Raw genomic sequence first — 20873 nt, 5'->3', positions numbered from 1 at the left:
GCGGCACATCCGGTCGACATGATCGACCCGGCGATTCGAGATCGCCGTGGGCGCGGCCGGGATCGCCGCCGAAAGCCCTGGCGCCGGCATCTCGAGGCGGCGGTTCGACCGTGCTGGAAGCGCCTTCCCCGTCATGGCCGCCTCAGCTCCGCCAGTTGAGGACGCAGATCAGGGTGAACAGCCGGCGTGCGGTGTCGAGATCGACTTCGATCTTGCCTTTCAGCCGCTCCATCAGCGTCTGCGAGCCGTCGTTGTGGATGCCGCGCCGGCCCATGTCGATCGCCTCGATCTGCTGCGGCGTCGCCGAGCGGATCGCCTCGTAGTAGCTGTCGCAGATCATGAAATAGTCGCGGATCACCTTCCGGAACGGGGTGAGCGACAGGATGTGCGTCACCAGCGTCTCGCCGGCCTCGTCGCGAATGTCGAAAACGAGCCGCTTGTCGACGAGGGAAAGCTTCAGCTTGAACTTCGCGCCCTCCGGCGCACCGACCGGATCGAAGACGTTCTCCTCGACGAGGTCGAAGATCGCCACGTTGCGTTCGTGCTCGACGTCGGGGGTCGCGCGGCCGATCGTCTCGTCGAGTTCGACGTCGATCAGCCGGCCGGACTTGCTGGTCTCCGCAGCCATCGCCCGACCCTCAGAGGTTGAGCCGGACGGCCACCGACCGGCCGTGGGCGTCGAGACCTTCGACCCGGGCGAGTTCGATCGCCGCCGGGCCGAGTTCGCGCAGCTGCTCGGCGCCCAGCTTCAGGATCGAGGTGCGCTTGACGAAGTCGAGCACCGAGAGGCCGGAGGAAAAGCGCGCCGAGCGGGCGGTGGGCAGGACGTGGTTGGAGCCGCCGACATAGTCGCCGACGACTTCCGGCGTATGGCGCCCGAGAAAGACGGCGCCGGCGTTGCGGAGCCTGGCGAACAGCGCCTCGGGATCGGCGACGGCGATTTCCAGATGTTCGGGCGCGATGCGGTCCGACAGGGGAACGGCGGCATCCAGATCCGGCACGACGATGATCGCGCCGTGCGTCGCCCAGCTCGTGGCCGCCGTCTCGGCGCGGGACAACGTCTTCAGCTGGCGATCGACCGCCACCTCGACGGCGTCGGCGAAGGCGACATCCTCGGTGATCAGGATCGACTGGGCGGCCGTGTCGTGCTCGGCCTGGGCGAGAAGGTCGGCAGCGATCCAGTCCGGATCGTTGTCGCCGTCGGCGACCACCAGGACTTCCGACGGCCCGGCGATCATGTCGATGCCGACATGGCCGAAGACCTGGCGCTTGGCCGCGGCGACGAAGGCGTTGCCGGGTCCGACGATCTTGGCGACCGGGGCGATGGTCTCGGTGCCGTAAGCCAGCGCCGCGATCGCCTGGGCCCCGCCGATGCGGTAGATTTCCGAGACGCCGGCGATCCTGGCAGCGGCCAGGACGAGCGGGTTCAGCGCCCCGCGCATCGCCGGGACGACCATCGCGATGCGTTCGACCCCCGCCACCTTGGCAGGAACGGCGTTCATCAGCACCGATGACGGATAGCTCGCCGTGCCGCCCGGCACGTAGAGGCCGGCCGACTCGATCGCCGTCCAGCGGCTGCCGAGTTCGACGCCGATCGGATCGGTGTAGCGATCGTCCTGCGGCATCTGGCGGCGGTGATGGGCGGCGATGCGGTCGTGTGCAAGACGGAGCGCCGCCAGAGTCTCCGGCGCGGTCTGTTCGAAAGCCGCCTCGATCTCGGCCTCGCTCACCCGCATCCGCGCCGGGGTGAGGTCCAGCTGGTCGAACTGCCGGGTCAGGGCGATCAGCGCCGCGTCGCCCTCGCTGCGAACCCGCGCCACGATGGTCCGTACCGCTGCGTCCACGTCGGCCGCCTGTTCCCGCTTGGCGCCGAGAAGCGCGGCAAACCGCTCGTCGAAATCCGCATCCGTGGAAACGAGGCGCCAGGGCAATGTGAGTGTCCTCTCCGTCTTGCCCCTTCGGGCATCATATGCGTCGAGAGCCGGCCTCGGCCGTTCGAGGCGTCGAGCCCCGCCTGCTGCCGGGCAAGGCGCGTCGCGCTTCTTCAGGCGCGATGGTCCGGCCGTGCCAGGGTTCCCCAGGCGCCGCCGACATCGGCCAGCTGCGCCTCGATCACTTCGACGTCCAGCCTTATCGCGGAGCCGCCGGCAAAGACAAGTTCGACCGCTCCCGAGGGCGCCTCGCTCTCCTCGAACCTGATGGCAAGCAGGACGAGCACGTCGTCCGGCGCGAGATTGTCGAAACCGAGGCGGGCCGCGGCGGTGACCCTGTCGAAATGCAGGATCGCCCGGCGGCGCTCATAGGCCGGGCGGGAAAACAGGCTGAACTTCTTCGGCGGGACGAGCTTTTCCCATACGAAGCGGTTCATTTCCATCACGAACCTCCGCTCGGCCGGGGAATACTGCAGTTCCTCGACCCGCATCACGGCGTCCTGACAATGCGCCGAGACGATCGCAAGGTCCTCCGCATCGACGGCAAGCAGGCGCAATTGGTCCATACTGACTGGTGACCTCGTTTTCGGGAGCCTCTGTCGCGGCGTGTCACTTAGGCTGCGACCGCCGCCATGCAAGGAAGCCGCCGGCCTCCGAGCCCGGCCGTTCGCGCGATTGCCGGGAAGAGACCGGCATGACGCATCGGAAATTCGGGGGGCTTCGTTAGCACTTCCTTATCGGGCCATCGGCGAGGATGGCGAGGCTTGCGCCCGGCCGATCCGCTTCGGCCGCCATGTCACGGCGCATCCCGATTTGGAGCCAGACGCGATGATCGAGGGCCGCGCGGCAGTCAGGAACGACGGCGCCCGCTTCCAGGCGCTCGACGGCTGGCGCGGCGTCTGCGCGCTCCTCGTCGTCTGCTTCCACGCCCCGGTCACGGGGTTTGCCGAGACCAGCGGCCTCGTGCGCAACGCCTTCCTGTTCGTCGACTTCTTCTTCGTCCTCTCCGGCTTCGTCATCACCCACGCCTTCTACGGGACCCTCCGGGAGAGCCGCGACTTTTCTCGGTTCTTCCTGTTGCGGCTCGCCAGGGTCTATCCCCTGCATCTCGCCATGCTGCTGCTGCCCCTCGCCTTCGAATGCGCCCGGCTCGCCCTGAAGGGACCCGCCGAGACGTTCGCCGGCGGGACGTCGGTCGACGGGCTGATCGCGAATCTTTTCATGGTGCAGTCCTTCGGCTTCCTCGACACCTTGACCTGGAACTATCCGAGCTGGTCGATCTCGGCCGAACTCGTCGCCTATGCCGCCTTCGCGGCCGTCGTCGTCACCGCGCCGCGCCTGCTGGTTCCGCTCGCGGCGCTCGCGATCGTCGTCGGCCTTCCCGTCATCGCCATGGCGATCGGCAACATGGACGCCTCGTCCAATCTCGGCTGGCTGCGCTGTCTCGCCGGATTTTCGGTTGGCGTGATCCTGCGCCGGACGCTCTGGCGCGATGCGGCGGCAGCACAGGCCAGGCGCCATCCGACGAGCTGGAGCCTCGCGGAATTGGCGGTCGTCCTCCTCGTCGGCATCTTCGTGTCGCGGCAGGGCGGAACCGACCTCGCCTTCGCTGCGCCCTTCGTCTTCGGCCTAGCCCTCTACGTCTTCGCCCATGAGGGCGGCATCTTCAGCCGTGCCCTGAAGACCCGGCCCTTCGCCTTTCTCGGGCTGATCTCCTATTCGATCTACATGACCCACGCCTTCGTCATCGACCGCGTCCACAACGTCGCCTCGGTGCTCACGAAGGTGACCGGCACGGACCTCTTCGTCCGGTCCCCCGCCCGCAACGAGCTGATCGGGCCGCAGGCGTGGCAAGGGACGGTCACGCTTGTCGTCATCGTCCTAGGAACGATCGTCTTCAGCGCCCTCACCTACCGCTTCGTCGAGAAGCCCGGCATGGCGCTCGGCCGCCGGCTGGTGGGACGCCCCGACCGTGCCGGAACGTCTGGCGAACCGGTCAAGTCGCCCGCCGCCGCCTGAAAACCCCAAGACTTCACGATTTTCTTTTCGGACACGAACGGCCGCCTTCCTGGTGCCACGCATCGACATTGCAGAACCGGCCGAACATCAAAGCTTCGTCATCCAGGGCTTGACCCGGGACCCATTCTTCTGCCTCGCAACCAACCGATCCGGCCAGAAGATTCAACGGCTTCGGATGGATCCGTCGCTGCGGGATCAATGATTTGGAATGGATTCCGGCTCGGGGGCCGGGATGACGAAGCTCGATCTTCGCGACCATCCTTCCGCGCCGATGCGCCTCGCATGAGAGTGCCGAAGAAGCGGACAAGATGTGTGAATGCCGCCACCCGATCTCGGCGCGAAACGCCCCCCGCATGGCGCCGATCGGCCAAGTGGCCGGCCAGATCACCCGCCCGCATCCTCCACCCGGTGGCGGGCCAGGAGCCGCAGCCCCACCACCGCGAACCACACCATCATCCACACCGGATTGGCGCGCTCGAAGAGGAAGCTTTCGAGGAACGAGTTGAGGAGCAGATAGAACAGGATCATCAGGAGCGAGTCGCCGAGCTGCGTGCTCTCGGGGTCGCGGTCGATGCGCGCATAGTCGACGAGCGGCAGGATCACCAGCATGATCACCGCCAGGACGAGGCCCGGAACGCCCATCGAGATGGCGATGTCGAGATAGCCGTTATGGGCGTTGGGGCTGCCCCGCGGATCCCAGGAGAGCTCGAAGTTCCTCTCGGTGCCGGCGACGACGAGGGTCTGCCAGAAGGCGTTGAGCCCGAAGCCCGTCCATTCGTGTCCATGCCAGACCTCGACGGCGAAGCGCCAGAGATCCATGCGGCCGGTATAGGTGGTGCCGGGCGCAGCCCACTGGACGATGGCGTCGAGGGTCGGCGAGAAGATCGTGCCGAGGGTCAGAAGCGCCATCGTCACGATGGCGGCGAAGACGCAGACCGACAGCAGCACCCGCCCGCCGATGAGCCGGCCGAAGATGACGATCAGCGTGACGAGCGGCAGGAGTCCGGTCGCCGTCTTCGAGCCGGTGTGCAGCACGAAGTTGGCGGACAGTCCGGCGATCGCGAGGCCCCACCACACCATCCGGGCGCGCATCAGATAGATGCCGAAGAAGAACAGCGAGCCGATCACCGAGCCGGCGACGTTCTTGTGGGAATAGATGCCACGCCACAGGCCCGCATGTTCCGGTTCCGACCCCGAGCCGTCGTGAACGGCGAGATGCGGCCAGAAGAGGACGCCGAAATAGGACAGGCCGAGCACCGCCATCGCCGCGACGACGAGCACCAAGCGGAAGGCGCGGCCATCCTTCGGAAAGGTGTAGACCCCAGTCACCGCCGTCATGGCGAGCAGCGTGAACAGGGCGGAGCGGACGGCATTTGCCGGGCTCGGCGCCCACAAGGCGCTGGCGAACAGCCAGGCGGCCATCAGAATCCATGTCGGCCGCAGCAGCGAGACGACGACGTGGCGGTCCGACAGCATCAGATGACCGGCGAGGACAGCGGCGGCGAGGCCGGAATAGCCGAGCTGGTTGGCGAGATCGCCGGAATTCTGGTTGCCGTCGAAGGTGACGGCGAAGGGCGTGAAGGTGACGAGAACCGCCGTCAGCACCGCCGCGGCGACGAGGAGGCCGGCAAAGCCGATCCAGTCGACGGCCGGCGCGACCGGACCGGCGTCAGTTCCGTTCAGCCTGGCGGTATTGCTCATTGACCCGTCCGAACTCGGCCATCAGCCGCCCGATGGCGACCTGGCAGTGATAGAGGCCGATCGTCGCCGAACCCGTGCCGAGGCCGAGCCGCAGCGAGCGCCAGGGCGAGGCGGCGAGAAGGCCGAGGCTCTTGGCGATGCGCTTCGGCGCGCCGTGCCTGCCGCCGCGGCGCCGCTCGATGATCGCCGAGATGGCGCCGTTGCGCAGGCCCCGGGCGTTCAGCCAGGAAAACTCCGTGCGGCGCGACGGCACGGTTTCGAACACCGGCGCCTCGGCGCACCAGCCGAAGCGGAAGCCGCGCTCGCGGCAGCGCGAATAGAAGTCGGCGTCGCCGCCGCCGATGAAGTTGAAGGCGGTGTCGAGGAAGGGCGCCCCCATCGTCTCGAGCACGTTGCGGCGGATCAGAACGTTGCCGGAGGAAAACAGGATCGGGACGGAGCCGGTCGTGCGATAGTGCGGGGTGAAGACGGGGTGGTTTTCGTAGCGCGTCCGTGCGCCCGCCTCGAACCTCGCGACCTGCGGCCCGCCGACGATGTCGGCCGGAAGGTCGTCGGCCGTGGCGATCATCCGGGCGATCCAATCCTGCGCGGCGACTTCGTCGTCGTCGATGACGAGAAGGTTGCGCATCGCCGGAAAGCGTTCCAGCGCCGTCGTCCAGCCGGCATTGTAGGCCGAGCAGTTGCCGCGCTCCTGGGCGACGAGGACGAGACCCCCGATCTCGCCCGCCTCGAACAGGGGCCGCGCCGCATCGAGCCCGGCCCGGCCCTCGGCGTCGTTCTCCATGACGATCACGGCGAAGCGGGGCGCCCCGCGCTGGGCCGAAAGGCTCGCCAGTGTCAGGAGAAGATGCTCCGGCCGCCGGAAGGTCGGCAGCGTCACGACCGTGTCGATCGCCGCGTGGTCGAGCCCGGGGGACACGCATTCAACGGTGATCGTCTGCGACATGGGCGGTTTCCGAGCGCTTCGGGGTTTTGCCGCACGATAAACGAGGCTTGATGAAGAAAGTCTGGCCTCTCCGGCACGAATTGCGGCCGGCCTGCCGTCCCTCCCTTCCGAATTCGCGACAAAATTGCCGAATGGCCGAATTCCGCCACGGAAGTTAGGCCGATCGAAACATGTCTCGCTTACCTTCGAGCGATCGACCGGCAATCGGGCTGAGCGAATGCACCTTCTTTTCCTCTCTTCGCTGCTGCCCGATGGCGTGGCCACGACCGGCTTCGAAATCGCCAATGCGGCGATCGTCGCCGCCTATCGCCGGCAGGGCGTCCGCCTGACGATCGCCGGCTTTCGGCGCGAGGGTGCGCGACCGGCGCAGGAGGGCGAAATCGACCTCGGCACCATCGTCCTCGAAAACGCCGCGGCGACGGCGCGGCAGAAGGCGCTCTGGCTCCTCGGCGCCTTGTCGTCCGGACGGACCGTCTCGGCCGAGAAACTCGCCCGTCATTCGCGCTCCGGCCTGATGCGGCGGCTGGCGGAGGCAGACCCCGTCGACGGTTACGTGCTCAATTCGGTGCAGATGCCGATCGCCTATCCCTTCCTCGCCAACGACAAACCCGCGATCTTCGTCGCCCACAACGTCGAACATCGCTCGGCCGAAGAGAACGCGGCGAATGCCGACGATCCCCTCAACCGGTTGCTGTACCGCCGCGAGGCGCGGATCCTGCGGCGCGAAGAGACGCGGATCTGCCGGCAGGCGGCTGTCGTCCACACGCTGAGCGCCGACGATCGCGCCGGCCTCGGGCTCGAAACCGACCGCCGCGCCGTACCGCTGGCGCTGTCGATCGGCCGCGACGGCGGAATTGCCGACGACGGCGTGCGGCGGCACGACGTCGGGCTGATCGGCACGTGGAGCTGGGCGCCGAACCGCGTCGGCCTCGACTGGTTTCTCGAAACGGTCGTGCCGCTTCTGCCGGCCGACGTCACGGTCGCCATCGCCGGCCGGATGGACGGTCCGCCGCCGCAGGTGCCGGCGAACGTCCGCTTCGTCGGCCGGGTACCGGATGCGCAGGGCTTCGTGCGCGCGTCGCGCGTCGTCGCGCTGGCGACGAAGGGGGGCACGGGCGTTCAGCTGAAGACGATCGAGACCTTCGAGGAAGGGCTTCCCGCCGTCGCGACGCCAGCGGCGTTGCGCGGCATCGACGCCGTTCCGGAAAACGTGCGCGTGGCGTATGAGCCTCAGGCCTTTGCCGACGGGATCGCCGAACTGGTCGCGGCCGAGCGCGCCGGCGGCGCTGTTCGCCTCGACGGGGCGAGGTTTGCGGAACGCCAGCGCGCCGCGCTCGACGCCGGGATCACCCGCGGGCTGGCCATCTTCGCTGCGGCGGCCTGCAAGTCTTCGGTAACCACGTTGCCGGATTCCGCCCGCACGCCCGCGCCATCCGAAGTCGCGGAACGTATCTCATGCTGATGGAAGCCCTCGACACCGCACGCCAATCCGCCGCGGGCGCAACGCGCCGATCACCGCACATGGCGATCGGCAGCGTGGCGATCGCGGACATTTCGGGCAGAGAGGCGATCGAACGCATCGAGGCCGCGCTGTCGGCGCGCCGGATCACCAGGGTGGGTTTCGTCAACGCCCATTGCGTCAACGTCGCGCGGCGCAACACCGCCTACCGTGCGGCGATCGCGGATTTTCTTCTCCTGCCCGACGGCGTCGGCGTCGACATCGGCGCGAAGCTCCTCTACGGCCGCGCCTTCGCAGAAAACCTCAACGGCACGGACTTCATCCCGCGGCTGGTCATGGCGCTCTCGCGCCCCGCCAGGATCGCGCTCGTGGGCGCGGCGCCGGGCATTGCCGAGCAGGCGGCGGAAAACCTCGCGAGAGTGGTGCCGCAGCATGAGATCGTCGCCGTTTCGGACGGCTATTTCGGGACGGCCGGACGGGCTGCGGTCCTCGAGCGGCTGGAAGCACTCCGCCCCGACATCGTCCTCGTCGCCCTGGGGGTGCCGGCCCAGGAGATCTTCATCGCCGATCATCTCGACGAGCGCCACGGCACCGTCTTCGTCGCCGTCGGGGCGCTGTTCGACTTCATCGCCGGCAACGTCCCGCGCGCCCCGCGGCTCGCCCGCAAGCTGCGAGCCGAATGGATCTGGCGCCTGGCGCTGGAACCGAAGCGGCTGTTCCGGCGCTATGTCGTCGGCAATCCGGTGTTTCTGCGGGACCTTGTCCTCGACAGGCTGCGCGGCGCCGGTCGACGACGGCCGAGATGATGTTGCGACAATTCGATACACTGCAATCGCCTCCGAGCGGTTATGCTGCAGGGCAGCAAACCCGGAGAGAGACCGACGTGCCCACGGCCATCGCCACCGCCAGCTATCGCGGCGACTTCGAACGCTGCCGCCTACTGTGCGAGAGCATGGATGCCCGCGTCACGGGGCACACGCGGCATCTGATCCTCGTCGAGGCCGCCGACGTGCCCTTGTTCAGGCAACTCGCCGGGCCGAAGCGCGAGATCGTCGACGAGCGCGACCTTTTGCCGGGCTGGCTGCGCCCCTTTCCCGATCCGACGAATTTCGGCCGGCGGCGGATCTGGCTGTCGCCCTTCGGATGGCCGCTGCGCGGCTGGCACGTGCAGCAGCTGCGTCGGATCGCGCTCGCGGCGAGCCTCGACGAAGAGGTGATGGTCTCGATTGATTCCGACGTGGTGTTTCTGAAGGACTTCGACGCCTCGGTCTTCTCGCCCGCCGGCAAGACGCTGTTCTTCCGCCGGCCGGATGCGATCCTCGACGTCACGCCCGAACACCGCGACGAGCATCGCGCATGGTCGAAGAAGGCCGGCGAATTTCTCGGCATCGAGGCGCCCGAAACCACCGACACCGGCTATGTCGCGACCCTCATTCCCTGGCGTAGCCGGGCCGTGAAAGCCATGGTCGAGCGGATCGAGGCGGTGTCCGGCCGCAGTTGGCAGGCGACGCTCGCCGGCAGCCGCATCCTGTCGGAATGCACGATCTACGGCCGATTCGTCGACGAGGTGGAGGGGCTGACCGGCGAATACCTTCCGATCTCCGAATCGTTCTGCCGGATGTACTGGTCCGGGGCGCCGATGGACGAGGAGAGCCTGACGCGCTTCGTCGCGGATCTCGGGCCCGGTCAGGTCGCCGCCGGCATCCAGTCCTTCACCGCCACCGATCCCGGCCTCATTCGCCGGGCTGCGGGGCTGCGCTGAAGCGTGGCTCGTGGCGCCGGGACCGGACGTCCCAGTCGAGCGCCGTGTAGCTCGCCGCCGCCGAGACCATCCACAGCGCCAGGAAGACCCCGTTCAGCCCGGCGATCCAGGCCGTGTCGTCGGAAAACCGCTCCAGGAGCGCGATCAACAGCCCCGCCTTGATCAGCCCGACGAGCGCCAGGATCATGGCGCGCGTCGCCGTCCTGCCGCGCGCATAGAGAAGCTCGCTCTCGTATTCGACGAGATTGCGGAAGGCCGGCACGAGAAGCGCGACGAGGACGAAGGGCGCGGCGTCCGCGACGTTGTTGCCGAGCGCCCGCGGAAAGAAATGCAGGACGCCGCCGAGAAAAGCGATTCCTGCGACCGAGACCGCGGCGATCCCTGCCTCGAGGCCCCAGCGGATCCGCCAGGTCGACAGGAGGCCGGGCGTCTTCATCAGCTTCTGGACGATCATCGTGTTGAAAGAGCGGATCGGCAGGGCCGTGAGATCGACGAGCCGCATCAGGATCGCGTAGATGCCGGCCGTGTGGGGACCGCCGAAGGACAGGACGAGCAGCTTGTCGAGTTCGGACTGGAGGTAGAAGACGATTTCGGCGCCGGCGACCGAGAGGCTGTCGCTCATTCGGGCGAGATAGAGCCGCGGTGTCCATCTGAGGCGCTGCCGCGGATAGCAGGCGACCACCGTTCCCACCATCGCCGCGAGATTGGCGCCGAGATAGAACAGCGACCAGCCGACGAGACTGCCGTCGCCGAGGCCGAGGAAGGCGAGCGCCGCGAGAGCGCGCACAGCCGAGCCCGCGATGACGATGACGGCGCCGGTGAAGAACCGGCCCATGCCGTTGTTGACGATGACCACGACTTCCAGGAGACGCCAGCAGAGGACTTCGGCGACGACGACGGCGACGAAGGCCGCCGGCGCCATTTCGCCGTCGAAGAAGACGAGAAAGAAGCCGAGCGCGGCGACCGCCACCAGCGGCAGCGACAGGGCAAGCGCGGCGAGGAACCCCGCCGTGTAGGCGCCGATCAGTTGCGGACGGCGGGTGGCGGTGCGGTAGAGCGGCGAGACGAAGCCGAAGCCGGCGATCCGCGATAGGACGATGCCCGTCGCAGAGGCCGTGGCGAAGAGGCCGAAGTCGCCGACGGACAGACCGTTCGCGACCGACACGAAATAGGCGAGCGACAGCACCAGGCGTCCGCCGGACCCTGCCAGCAGCGAGGCGTAATCGCGCAGTAGATCTAAGTTATCCTTAAATCTTTCGATCAAGAATGGTCGCCGTGACATGCAGGTTTCCCACGAAAGGCGTCGCCCGATGAGGAATGCCGACGACATCGAAGACCGCCGGACTTCCGGCCCGACGGACGGACGGGCGGCCGCTCCGTCGTGGACACCGCTCCGCGAACGGACTAGCACGGGGACCTTAACGCGTCGTTCACTTCTGGCCGGCGGCGCCGCGGCCGGGCTCGCCGCGGCCTTGCCGGGGGGCGCGGCCGGACCGGCGCGGGCGGCGACGCAGCGCGTGCCCTTCGGCGCGGCGATCCAGAGCGAGTTGATGAATGGCGGGCCGACCTATCGCCAGCTCTTCGTCGAGCACTGCGATCTCGTCATGCCGATGAACGCCCTGAAGTTCAATCTCCTGCGCCCGACCCAGGACATCTGGGACTTCGAACCGGCCGACAAGGTGGTCGACTTCGCCCTTTCGAACGGCAAGACAAGTCGGGGGACGTGTCATGTCTGGTGGGGCGCGACACCGGACTGGGTCGAGGCGATCGAAAGTCCCTCCGAGGCCGAACGGGTGCTGGTCGAGCACATCGAGCGCGTCGGCGACCGTTACAAGGGCAAGCTTCTCGGCTGGGACGTCGTCAACGAGGTGGTGGCCAACGATCCCATCTACGAAAATCGCTCGCTCCGCGACACCTACTGGCTGCGCACCCTCGGCCCCCGCCACATCCCGATCGCCTTCAAGGCGGCGGCGAATGCCGATCCGAAGGCCGAACTCGCCCTCAACGAATACGACCTCGAATACGAGGGTCCCCATTACGACGAACGCCGCACCATCGTCCTGTCGATCGTCCGGCAGCTGCAGGACGCCAACGTCAAGATCGACGCCATCGGCATGCAGGGGCACCTGTACGCCGACAAGGTCATCGACGTCGACGCCATCGACCGGTTTCACCGCGATCTCGACGCGCTCGGCGTGAAGCTCCTGGTGACCGAACTCGACGTGATCGACTGGAAATCGGAGCCCGCCCCGCAATCCCAGGACAAGACCGCGGGCGCACTCGTCAAGCGCTTCCTCGACGCGCTGTTCACCCACAAGCCGCCCGAAATGGTGATCGCCTGGGGGCTGACCGACCGCTACAGCTGGATCAACGACGTCATGCCCCGCCCGGACGGCATCGAGAGCCGCCCCCTGCCCTTCGACCGCGAGCTGCGGCCGAAGCCCTGGTTCGACGTCATCCGCGAACGGCTCGCCGTCGCCTGAGCGCCGCCACCGTTCGCGCCGGCCGTGGATCGCCAAGGCGGAGAAGCCGTTTCGAGGGCGGGCGTTAAGAGTTTATTCAGCATAATCGCCGATTTTTACAGGCGATGATGTGGATTCCCTCACGCTGCGGTGGCGCGGATGTTTGCTAGAGCCGGTTCCAAGACCAGCCCGAACCGGAAAGTCACGCCTGCGGCGCCGGCGCGCACTCCGTCTGCGGCAGAGCCGAAGGCCGGCCCGCTGTTCGATCCCCTGCAGGTCGTCGGCGAGATCTGGTCGCTGCGCTGGCTGGTGATTCTCCTGACGCTGCTCGGGGCCGTCGGCGGCGTCGTGCTGGCGCTCGCCACGCCGCACAAATACACCGCCATCACCGAGATCCTCATCGATCCGCGCGACATCAAGGTGGTGCAGAACGAGGTGACGCCGAACGGCCTGCCGAGCGACGCGACGCTGGCGCTGATCGAAAGCCAGATCTCCGTCGTCTATTCGAACGAGGTCATGCAGCGGGTGATCGACAAGGCCGATCTCGCCGCCGATCCCGAATTCAACGGCACCGCCGATAGCCTCTTCCCGAGCCTGTCGCTGTTTTCCAGCCCGGACGATCCGCAGACCGAGCGCCGCCGCGAACTGTTGACGCTCGCCGGGCTGCGCGACGCGCTGCATGTCAGCCGCGATCCGAAGAGCTTCGTCATCAATCTGGCGGTCACCACCCGCAACCCGGAAAAATCGGCCAGACTCGCCAATCTCGTCGCCGAATCCTTCATCGACCAGTTGGGCAAGGTCCAGTCCGACACCGCCCGGCGGGCGAGCGACGCGCTCTCGTCGCGGCTTGCCGAGCTTCGCGAGCGGGTCGTCGAGGCCGAACGCGCCGCCGAGGCCTACAAGAGCGAGAACCGGCTCGTCGGGGTCGGCGGTCGTCTCGTCGACGACGACTACATCGTGCGCATCAACGACCAGCTCGCCAAGGCCCGCGGAGAGATGACGGCATTGCGCGTTCGGGCGGAGCAGATGCGGAAAGCCAGCGTCGACGACGTCGTCAAGGGAACGCTGCCGGAGGAACTGACGTCCGACAGCCTGTCGCGACTGCGCAGCACCTATTCCGACCTCGCCCAGCAGAACGCCACGCTCGCCGCGACGCTCGGCCCCCGCCATCCGCGGCGCATCGCTTCGGAGGATGCGTTGCGCTCGATCCGCGAGGCGATCCGCCAGGAGCTGGAGCGCATCGTCGCCGGCGCCCAGACCGAACTCGCCAGGGCCGAGCAGACCGACCGGGAACTCACCGCCCAGGTCAACGACCTGAAGGACAAGCAACTGGAAACCAGCGCCTCCTTCGTTCGTCTGCGGGAACTGGAGCGCGAGGTCGACGCCTCTCGTGCCGTGTACGAGGCCTTCCTGTTGCGCGCCCGGGAAACCGGCGAGCAGGAAAGCCTCAACACGGCGAACGTGCGCGTCATCTCCTCGGCCAATCCGCCCCTCGATCCTTCGAGCACCAGCCGCAAGATCACCGTCGTGGCGGCGACGATGGGCGGGTTCGTGCTGGGGCTGGGCCTTGCCGGGCTGATCGCCTGCATCAAGGTGCTGCGGCGCTCGCTTCGCGGGTCGCGAGACCGCGCCTCCGCCCGGGCCGACCGTGGCTCGCCGGTCCTTGCCGATCCTGTCCTCAATCGCCCGGCGTCTCTGGAGGACCACGACGACCCGCTTGTCGCGAGAGCGCAAGACGGAGACGAGGAACCGAGCCTCGCGACGCAGGTCCGGCCGACGGTTCACGTGCCGCCGGAACGGGTCCGGCGCTACGTCCGGCCGGACGTCCTTCGCGACGACGACGGCATGTCGCAGCGCGTCTCGCGGGCCGAGGCCGCGCTGAGCGAGACCTTCGAGGCGCCGTCGCGCTCCGCCGGCGCAACAGCCCTCCCCGTAGCCGCCGAAGAGATCGAAACGTCGAATGGTGTGGCCGCACTCGCCGGCCAGACGCCCCGGCCGGTCCGCTCGAAACCGGAGCGCGAGGCGCTGCGGGAAAAGCTGCGGACGATCGCCGAGCAGGCCCGGCTCGAAGCCGCGTCCGACCACCGCGAGCAGACGATCTACAACGAGGACATCGCCCGTCTCCAGAACGACATCCTCGCCGTCAAGCGCAATCTCGCCGACGCAAGAAGCCGGCGGCACCTGCAAGAGGCACCGCCGGCCGAGTAGTCTACCGTCGATCGCAGGTCACGCTCAGGCGACCTTGCGATCCTCGTGGCGGCCTTCTTCGACTTCCTCGATGATCTTCGCGATGAAGGCCGGCAGATCGCCGGGATTGCGCGAGGTGATCAGCGCCTGATGGACGACCACCTCCGTGTCCTGCCAGTTGCCGCCGGCATTGACGACGTCGGTCCTGATCGACTTGTACGACGTGACGTCGCGGCCACGAACGACGTCCGCCTCGATCAGCAGCCAGGGCGCATGGCAGATCGCCGCGAGCGGTTTCTTGGAATTGAAGAACTCGCGCACGAAGCTGACGACCTTGGGATCGGCGCGCAGGACGTCCGGATTGATCTGCCCGCCGGGAAGAACCAGTGCGTCGTAATCGGCCGTGCGGACCTGCGACAACTCCTTGTCGACGGGGATCTTCTTGTCCCAGTGATCCTGATCCCAGCCGGTGATCTCGCCGCCCTTCGGCGAAACGACGTGCACCGTCGCGCCGGCTGCGCGCAGCTTGTCCAAGGGTTCGGTCAATTCGACCTGCTCGAACCCGTCGGTGGCGAGAATGGCGATCTTCGCTTCGGTAATCTTCGGCATGATGATTGTCCTTAAGCTGAGGACACGGCGTCGCTCGCCGACGGCTTCCGGTGTCGGCCCGGCGCTGCGATCCCGTTTTCCTTGTTCGTGAGGACAACGGCAGCACCGGCCCGAGGTTCCGTGGCGAAAATCGGGCAAATCATTGGTGCCGTTATTCAATCTGTCCTTTGCGAAAGACCGTCCTCGGCCGCGATCGTCCCGTCGATGGCAGCAACGGCAAGTCTGAAGGAAAAGCCGGCGCGCAGCATGGCGGCGATTTCCTTGTCGCGGCGGTCGCCACGGCCGGGGCTGCGATGCGGACCGAAGCGGCGGCGTCGCGCATAGGCGGCGGCGGCGTCGGCCTCGCCGGTTTCGTCCTCATCGAGGGTCGTCTCGACGATCTCGCGCGGCACCCCCTTCTCCTTCAGCTTCGCCGCCGCCATCGTCCGCGACGTACCCTTGCGGCGCAGGCTCGAAAGCCGGGCGGAGGCATAGGCGCGATCGTCGAGGAAACCGAGTTCGGCAAACCGCGCCAGCGTCGCCTCGATCAGCGGTTCGTGCTGGTCGGCATCCTCGCCGGCCGCCGCGGCCCGCCGCTTCACCTTGCGCCGAAGCACCCGACGCAGGTTTTCCGTCGAACTCGCATAGCGTTCGAGATAGTAGCCCGCCGCCCGCATCAGCCAGTCGGCGCTGACGGGCTTCAGGCCGGGCGATCGCGTCGCCGATCGGGTCCTGCCTCCAGGAGAATCCCTGACTGCCTCGGTCCCCGACGCTTGGCTTTCGGCGGGCTCTCCCGTCTCCCAGCGGTCTTGCGTCATGCCGTTCGCCTCGCCCGCCTCATGCGGCATCGACGAAATCGGCGAGGCTGTCGCATGCGCCGCGCAGCAACCCCCGCAGCTGCGCATGGGCGAAATCGATGAACACCCGCACGGCAGGCAACATGGCGCGGCGTGAGGTGAAGGCGATGTGCAGCGTCTCACCCTCTCCGGCCCAGTCGGGCAGCACCCGGACGAGTTCTCCCGAACGGATCATACCGGCCGTGAAAGGTTCCGGCAGAAGGGCGATGCCGCCGCCCTTCTTGACGGCCTGGGCATGCACGGCGAGCGAATGCGAGACGATTCGCGGCTCGATCCGGATGGTCCGGGCTTCCCCGCTGCGATGAACCAGTCGCCAGATTTCCGTTTCGCCGGCCTCTCCGGCGTCACGAGCGATCGTTGCGAATTGCGACAGCTCCTCCGGGACGGCGGGCGAGCCAGCCTGCGCCAGATATTGGGGGCTGGCGACGAGCCGCGAGGCGACGTCGGCGATCCGCTTGATCACCAGATCGCCATCGCCGGGCTGATCCAGGCGACCGCCGCGAATCGCCACGTCGATGTGCTCCTCGGCCAGATCGAACCGCCGCTGGCCGATGACCATGCGGACGCGGACCTTCGGATACTGGTCGAGGAATTCGGGCAGGCCGGCGCCGAGTGTCGCGGCGCATGCTCCCGGCAGGCAGGCGACCGACACGAGGCCGCGCGGCTCGGCGCTCATCGCCGTCGCCAGCATCTCCGCGGTTTCCAACTCCGTCACCGCCACGCGGCATTTTTCGTAGAACTCGTGGCCGACCGGCGTCACCGCGAAGCTGTGGGTGGTGCGCTCGATCAGGCGGACGCCGAGATCGTGTTCGAGCGCGAGGATGCGCCGGGAGAGCGTCGATTTGCTGACGCCGAGATCGCGCGAGCCCGCATTGAAACCGCCGTTGCGAACCACGGCCTCGAAATAGCGAAAGTCATTCAGGTCGCGCATGTGTGTCCCAACTATGGGACAGGATGTCCCATTCAGCCCTCTACAGCAGTTCGTGTTGCACGGATAGAGCACCAGCAGGACTGGCTGCGACAATCTGTCTGGCGGCCATGAGTCCACCAGCACAGGAACAGACCCATGAAGACCCATCTGACCATCGCGGTTGCGCTCGGCGCGATCCTCGCGGCGTCGTCCGCCTCCCTCGCCGCCAGCTTGGTGCCGGGCTCGGGCGCCGACTTCACCTCGTCACCCGAGGTCAAGGTCGTTCCGAAGCCCCGCAGCGACGATGCCGTCACCACCGATTCGACCCGCGGCTATTCCACCCGCCCGGCGACGCGCCGCGCCACCGATCAATCGGACGCGGAGCGGGATTCCGCCGACACGCGTCCAATCATCCTGGTGCCAGGATCCGACGCCGACTTCTCGAATTAAGCGCCGCCACGGCGGCGAGGCTGCCGTCGGAGCGTTGCGCCCCGCGATTCGGACGGGGCGCAGCCTCGATCATACCGACGGTCGCCGATCGTCGGGTCGGCACGACGGCTGGTCCTGCGCTCCGCCCCCCGGGACGGGTCGCGACCACGTCCATCACTCCTTCGCCTTCTCGCTCGACGGCAGATAGCGGCTGTTCGGGCGTGGCGGCTGCCCGGCGATGCCCGCCACCCAGTCGAAGAAGCGAGCGACGGCCGCCGAATCGGTCTTTCCCGCGATGACGTCCTTCTGCGGGAATTCCTTCAGCCCGCGATAGCGCTTGAGCGCCCGCTCCGAGAGGCCGAAATAGGCCCTCAGTTCCTTGTCGCTCATGAAGCGCGGCCAATGTGGGGCGGGTTCCTCGCTCATGGCCGATGACATGGCCCGGATCGCCGCCGCCTGTCCATACGATCTTCCGGCGCAGCGACCGATTTCGCCGCGTCCGTCTTCCTGCCGGAAGACAGGCGGTGCGGTGCGGCAAAAGTCACCTCTCCCCGGCCGCTCGATCACCCTCCAAGCCGTAATTTTCGCTTATCATGCCAGGATGATCGCCACTCTTGCGCAATGGCGCGATTTTGCTTAACGCAACCGGACTTTCGCGCGATGACCTCGTCACCGCGCCTCCTGACAACCGGCGGCTCCGCCGGATCGACAAAGACGAAGCGGTGGACGGCGAAGCCGGCGTAGGCGGGCCTCGAAAACGTCGATCCCCGCCGGTTTGGGGGGATGCCGCATGTCGGCTCTCATGGCCGTTGCGCGCGGCATCGACAGGGTCACGGCACTCGTCGGGCGAGGCGTCTCGTGGCTCGTCCTCGTCGTGGTTCTGGTCAGCGCCGGCAATGCGGTGATCCGCAAGGTCTTCGACATTTCGTCGAACGCCTGGCTGGAGCTTCAGTGGTATCTGTTCGGTGCGATCTTCATGCTCGCCGCCGCCTGGACGCTGCAACGCAACGAACACATCCGCGTCGACATCGTCTCCAATTCCCTGTCGAAGCGCACCCGCGACTGGATCGACTTCGTCGGCCACATCGTCATCCTGCTTCCCTTCGCCGCGCTGATGATCTGGCTCTTGTGGCCCTATGTGCTCCACTCGTTCCGGATCAACGAATATTCGCCCAATGCCGGCGGTCTGATCATCTGGCCCGCCAAGGCGATGCTGCTCGCCGGCTTCGTCCTGCTCTTTCTTCAGGGCCTGTCCGAGCTGATCAAGCGCGGCGCCGTGCTCTTCGCCGGCTATCCCGACGAGACGCCGCAGGGCGCGAGCCACGCGGCGGAGGCCTCGGAACTCGCGACCCTCGCACCGGACGAGCCTCAGGGCGGCACGGAACGACCGACCGGCGCGAAGGGTCCGCTCGCCCAGGGGGAGCCGCGCCGGTGATCCAGTTCATCGCCCACAACCTCGCGCCGATCATGTTCGCCACCCTGGTGGTGGTACTGCTGCTCGGCTATCCGGTCGCCTTCGCGCTCGCCTCGATCGGCCTCGCCTTCTTCGTCATCGGCGTCGAGCTGGCGCCGCTGTCGAACGACATCAACCTGTTCTGGCCGCTGCTCGGCGCTTTGCCGGACCGCTTCTTCGGCGGGGTGATGTCGAACGACACGCTTCTGGCGATCCCCTTCTTCACCTTCATGGGGCTGATCCTGGAACGCTCCGGCATGGCCGAGGATCTGCTCGAGACCGTCGGCCAGCTGTTCGGCCCCCTGCGCGGCGGCCTCGCCTATGCCGTCATCTTCGTCGGCGCGCTGCTCGCTGCCACCACCGGGGTCGTCGCGGCCTCGGTCATCGCCATGGGGCTGATATCGCTGCCGATCATGCTGCGCTACGGCTACGACCGCCGGCTCGCCTCCGGCGTCATCGTGGCGTCCGGCACGCTCGCCCAGATCGTCCCGCCCTCGCTGGTCCTGATCGTCCTCGCCGACCAGCTCGGCCGCTCGGTCGGCGACATGTATTCCGGCGCGCTGGTGCCGGCGCTGGTGCTGACCGGGCTCTATCTCGTCTACATCTTCGGCATGACGATGCTGCGCGCCCGCTCGGCGCCGGCCCTGCCGCCGGAGGCCCGCACCCTCGGCGGCGGCGTCACCTCGCTCATCCTCAGCATCGTCGCGGCGCTCGCCATATCCTATGCGGCGACGCTCTATTTCGAGGGCGAGGTGCAGCAGGGCGCCGGCATCTGGGGCGCCGTCGTCGGCGTCGTTGCGATCTACACCGTCGCCGTTCTCAACAAGGCGCTGAAGCTCCCCCTCCTCTCCTATCTCACCCAGCAGGTGATCATCGTCATGATCCCGCCGCTGGCGCTGATCTTTCTCGTGCTCGGCACGATCTTCCTCGGCGTGGCGACGCCGACCGAGGGCGGCGCGATGGGCGCCGTCGGCGCGCTGATCCTCGCCTTCGGCAAGCGCAAGCTCAACACCGCCCTGATGGTCCAGGCGATGGAGGCGACGACCAAGCTGTCGGCCTTCGTCCTGTTCATCCTGATCGGCGCGCGGGTGTTCTCGCTGACCTTCTACGGCGTCAACGGCCATGTCTGGGTCGAGGAGCTTCTGACCTCGGTGCCCGGCGGCGAGACCGGCTTCCTCATCGTCGTCAACATTCTGGTCTTCTTCCTCGCCTTCTTCCTCGACTTCTTCGAGCTCGCCTTCATCATCGTCCCGCTGCTCGCCCCGGCGGCCGACAAGCTCGGCATCGACCTGATCTGGTTCGGCGTCCTGCTCGGCATCAACATGCAGACGTCGTTCATGCATCCGCCCTTCGGCTTCGCGCTGTTCTATCTGCGCTCGGTGGCGGCCCGCGTTCCCTATCTCGACCGCATCACCGGCAAGCGCATGGAGCCGGTGACGACCGGGCAGATCTATTGGGGCGCCGTGCCCTTCGTCTGCATCCAGATCGTCATGGTCGGCCTCACCATCGCCTTTCCGGGCATGGTCATGCGCTACAAGGCCGAGGCGCCGCCCCCCAGCACCCAGGACTTCAAGGTTCCGGGCTTCGGCAGCGGCAATGGCGGCACCGGCGGCGCGCCGAGCTTCGGCCTGCCCCCGCTCGGCGGTCGCCCCTCCTTCGGCCAGTCCGGCAGCGGCGGGGGTGCCGGCGGTTCGGCCGGATCGGGCGCCTCCGGCAATGGCGGCTTCGGCCTGCCGCCGCTGAGCTTCCCGGGCAGCCAGCCGGCCCCGCAGACGGGCGGCGCGGGCGGCCAGGGCAGCGCCCAGCCGGCCCCGGCCGGCCAAAGTGGTGCCGGACAGGCCCCGGCCTTCGGCCTGCCGCCGCTGCAACTCGGCAATCCCCCTGCGGCGGGCGGCACGCCCGCGCCGGCCGCCGGTTCCGGCAATGCAGCCCCCTCGGGAGCGAGCGAGCCGGACGGCAACGGCTCGGGCACCGCGCAGCCGGCGCAACGCACGTCGCAGCCGCCGGCGAGCGGCAGCGGAAACGCAGCGCCGGGCGGCATCGACCTGTCGCAGCCGCCATCCTTCAACTGACGTCCCGGCCACGCCGGAGAGCCGCGGCCACGTCGGGGCTGGCCCGGAACCGGAACCGCAGGCACAGGACAAACGGCCGGGACGCGGCCTGATTGAC

Annotated in this window: 19 protein-coding genes; 9 read left to right on the top strand and 10 right to left on the bottom strand. The window is 67.7% G+C overall.

What is annotated here, in order from left to right; all coding sequences use genetic code 11:
- Positions 1–142 precede the first annotated feature (142 nt).
- The 3 genes from LZD57_RS01600 to LZD57_RS01590 all read right to left on the bottom strand — a co-directional run bounded on the left by LZD57_RS01600 (position 143) and on the right by LZD57_RS01590 (position 2497).
- Positions 143–628, bottom strand: coding sequence for a UPF0262 family protein (locus LZD57_RS01600; protein ID WP_233717360.1), 486 nt, complete (start codon positions 626–628; stop codon positions 143–145).
- A gap of 10 nt (positions 629–638) precedes the next feature.
- Entirely contained in the window at positions 639–1931 is a 1293-nt protein-coding gene (hisD, locus tag LZD57_RS01595; RefSeq protein WP_233717359.1) for a histidinol dehydrogenase, read from the bottom strand.
- Between the two features lie 113 nt (positions 1932–2044).
- A complete protein-coding gene (locus LZD57_RS01590; RefSeq protein ID WP_233717358.1) occupies positions 2045–2497 on the bottom strand; it encodes a DUF2948 family protein in 453 nt (150 codons plus the stop codon).
- A gap of 262 nt (positions 2498–2759) precedes the next feature.
- Between LZD57_RS01590 and LZD57_RS01585 the strand changes: the two genes are divergently transcribed.
- Positions 2760–3950: an acyltransferase family protein gene (locus LZD57_RS01585; protein ID WP_233717357.1), complete on the top strand. Its 1191-nt coding sequence runs from the start codon at positions 2760–2762 to the stop codon at positions 3948–3950.
- Between the two features lie 384 nt (positions 3951–4334).
- Here LZD57_RS01585 and LZD57_RS01580 read toward each other — a convergent pair whose 3' ends face one another.
- Both LZD57_RS01580 and LZD57_RS01575 read right to left on the bottom strand, forming a co-directional pair.
- Complete coding sequence (locus LZD57_RS01580) at positions 4335–5651, bottom strand: O-antigen ligase family protein (protein WP_233717356.1); 1317 nt, start codon at positions 5649–5651, stop codon at positions 4335–4337.
- Entirely contained in the window at positions 5620–6597 is a 978-nt protein-coding gene (locus LZD57_RS01575; protein ID WP_233717355.1) for a glycosyltransferase, read from the bottom strand. The genes LZD57_RS01580 and LZD57_RS01575 overlap by 32 nt, the downstream gene beginning before the upstream one ends.
- A 217-nt stretch (positions 6598–6814) precedes the next feature.
- Between LZD57_RS01575 and LZD57_RS01570 the strand changes: the two genes are divergently transcribed.
- From LZD57_RS01570 to LZD57_RS01560, 3 genes are all read left to right on the top strand, one after another.
- The gene (locus LZD57_RS01570; RefSeq protein WP_233717354.1) at positions 6815–8059 is read left to right on the top strand and encodes a glycosyltransferase; all 1245 of its coding nucleotides are present in this window, start codon (positions 6815–6817) and stop codon (positions 8057–8059) included.
- 59 nt (positions 8060–8118) lie between these two features.
- Entirely contained in the window at positions 8119–8862 is a 744-nt protein-coding gene (locus LZD57_RS01565; RefSeq protein ID WP_233717353.1) for a WecB/TagA/CpsF family glycosyltransferase, read from the top strand.
- Positions 8863–8939: 77 nt separating this feature from the next.
- Positions 8940–9818: a DUF6492 family protein gene (locus LZD57_RS01560; RefSeq protein ID WP_233717352.1), complete on the top strand. Its 879-nt coding sequence runs from the start codon at positions 8940–8942 to the stop codon at positions 9816–9818.
- On the opposite strand, the gene LZD57_RS01555 is transcribed toward LZD57_RS01560, so the two are convergent.
- Complete coding sequence (locus tag LZD57_RS01555) at positions 9790–11082, bottom strand: lipopolysaccharide biosynthesis protein (RefSeq protein ID WP_420844714.1); 1293 nt, start codon at positions 11080–11082, stop codon at positions 9790–9792. The genes LZD57_RS01560 and LZD57_RS01555 overlap by 29 nt on opposite strands.
- A 208-nt stretch (positions 11083–11290) precedes the next feature.
- Here LZD57_RS01555 and LZD57_RS01550 point away from each other — a divergent pair, with 208 nt between their 5' ends.
- Both LZD57_RS01550 and LZD57_RS01545 read left to right on the top strand, forming a co-directional pair.
- The gene (locus tag LZD57_RS01550) at positions 11291–12301 is read left to right on the top strand and encodes an endo-1,4-beta-xylanase (protein WP_233717350.1); all 1011 of its coding nucleotides are present in this window, start codon (positions 11291–11293) and stop codon (positions 12299–12301) included.
- 138 nt (positions 12302–12439) lie between these two features.
- Entirely contained in the window at positions 12440–14488 is a 2049-nt protein-coding gene (locus tag LZD57_RS01545) for a GumC family protein (protein WP_233717349.1), read from the top strand.
- A 24-nt stretch (positions 14489–14512) separates the two neighbouring features.
- Here the strand turns inward: LZD57_RS01545 and LZD57_RS01540 are convergent, their stop codons facing one another.
- From LZD57_RS01540 to LZD57_RS01530, 3 genes are all read right to left on the bottom strand, one after another.
- Positions 14513–15076, bottom strand: a complete 564-nt coding sequence (locus LZD57_RS01540) for a type 1 glutamine amidotransferase domain-containing protein (protein ID WP_233717348.1) — start codon at positions 15074–15076, stop codon at positions 14513–14515.
- Between the two features lie 155 nt (positions 15077–15231).
- Positions 15232–15873 carry a regulatory protein RecX gene (locus LZD57_RS01535; RefSeq protein WP_233717347.1) on the bottom strand — a complete coding sequence of 214 codons (642 nt, stop codon included), beginning with the start codon at positions 15871–15873 and terminating at the stop codon, positions 15232–15234.
- Between the two features lie 19 nt (positions 15874–15892).
- The gene (locus LZD57_RS01530; protein ID WP_233717346.1) at positions 15893–16843 is read right to left on the bottom strand and encodes a LysR substrate-binding domain-containing protein; all 951 of its coding nucleotides are present in this window, start codon (positions 16841–16843) and stop codon (positions 15893–15895) included.
- Positions 16844–16978: 135 nt separating this feature from the next.
- Here LZD57_RS01530 and LZD57_RS01525 point away from each other — a divergent pair, with 135 nt between their 5' ends.
- Positions 16979–17272, top strand: coding sequence for a hypothetical protein (locus LZD57_RS01525; protein WP_233717345.1), 294 nt, complete (start codon positions 16979–16981; stop codon positions 17270–17272).
- Positions 17273–17425: 153 nt separating this feature from the next.
- Here the strand turns inward: LZD57_RS01525 and LZD57_RS01520 are convergent, their stop codons facing one another.
- Positions 17426–17689: a hypothetical protein gene (locus LZD57_RS01520; RefSeq protein ID WP_233717344.1), complete on the bottom strand. Its 264-nt coding sequence runs from the start codon at positions 17687–17689 to the stop codon at positions 17426–17428.
- Between the two features lie 352 nt (positions 17690–18041).
- Between LZD57_RS01520 and LZD57_RS01515 the strand changes: the two genes are divergently transcribed.
- Entirely contained in the window at positions 18042–18686 is a 645-nt protein-coding gene (locus LZD57_RS01515; RefSeq protein WP_233717343.1) for a TRAP transporter small permease subunit, read from the top strand.
- Positions 18683–20776 carry a TRAP transporter large permease gene (locus LZD57_RS01510; RefSeq protein WP_233717342.1) on the top strand — a complete coding sequence of 698 codons (2094 nt, stop codon included), beginning with the start codon at positions 18683–18685 and terminating at the stop codon, positions 20774–20776. The genes LZD57_RS01515 and LZD57_RS01510 overlap by 4 nt, the downstream gene beginning before the upstream one ends.
- Positions 20777–20873: the final 97 nt, after the last annotated feature.

This window comes from Jiella avicenniae (assembly GCF_021390325.1).
Lineage (GTDB): Bacteria > Pseudomonadota > Alphaproteobacteria > Rhizobiales > Rhizobiaceae > Jiella > Jiella avicenniae.
The sequence above is the reverse complement of the archived record's forward strand: the minus strand, read 5'-3'. Positions and strand labels throughout refer to the sequence as shown.